Annotated in this window: 1 protein-coding gene; it reads right to left on the reverse strand. The window is 37.7% G+C overall.

What is annotated here, in order from left to right; translation table 11 throughout:
• Positions 1-153 precede the first annotated feature (153 nt).
• Positions 154-522 (reverse strand): L,D-transpeptidase (locus tag RR876_RS17375; RefSeq protein ID WP_332637223.1); only part of this gene is annotated, 369 nt, incomplete at its 5' end.

The raw sequence follows: 522 nt of genomic DNA on the forward strand, positions 1-522 counted from the left end.
TCGTTTGTGAGGTGCATTATAGAGAATCTTTACAGCCTGTCAAACGCTTTTCCTATTCTTTTCCGAAAAAAGCGCACGAATGATTAAAAAATAAGTAATTCTTTGAAAAAAACCAGATTTCCGTATTTTATTTAAGCACTTATTGGCATTTTATCATTCATTTTCCAATGCCTGTTCAGAAATATAAACCAATGCCTGTGCTGTAATAAGCTCAAAAAGCTCAATCACATCCTGATTTTTCATTCGAATACAGCCATGAGACATTGGAATGCCCATTGGTTCAGTGTCTGGTGTCCCATGAATATAGATATATCGCTTAAATGTATCGCAACCATCTCCACGATTAAACCCATCTTCTAAACCGTCTAACCATAAAATTCGAGATAAAATCCAATCTCTTTGTGGAAATTGTTGTGCAAGTTGTTGGTTGTACACCTCTCCTGTCGGCTGACGTGCAACAAAGACCGCATTTTTTTCTACGTCTCCACCAATCTTCTGTGCAATTTGATGCCACCCTCTTGG

The sequence above is a fragment of the Acinetobacter sp. genome (assembly GCF_036666595.1).
Lineage (GTDB): Bacteria > Pseudomonadota > Gammaproteobacteria > Pseudomonadales > Moraxellaceae > Acinetobacter.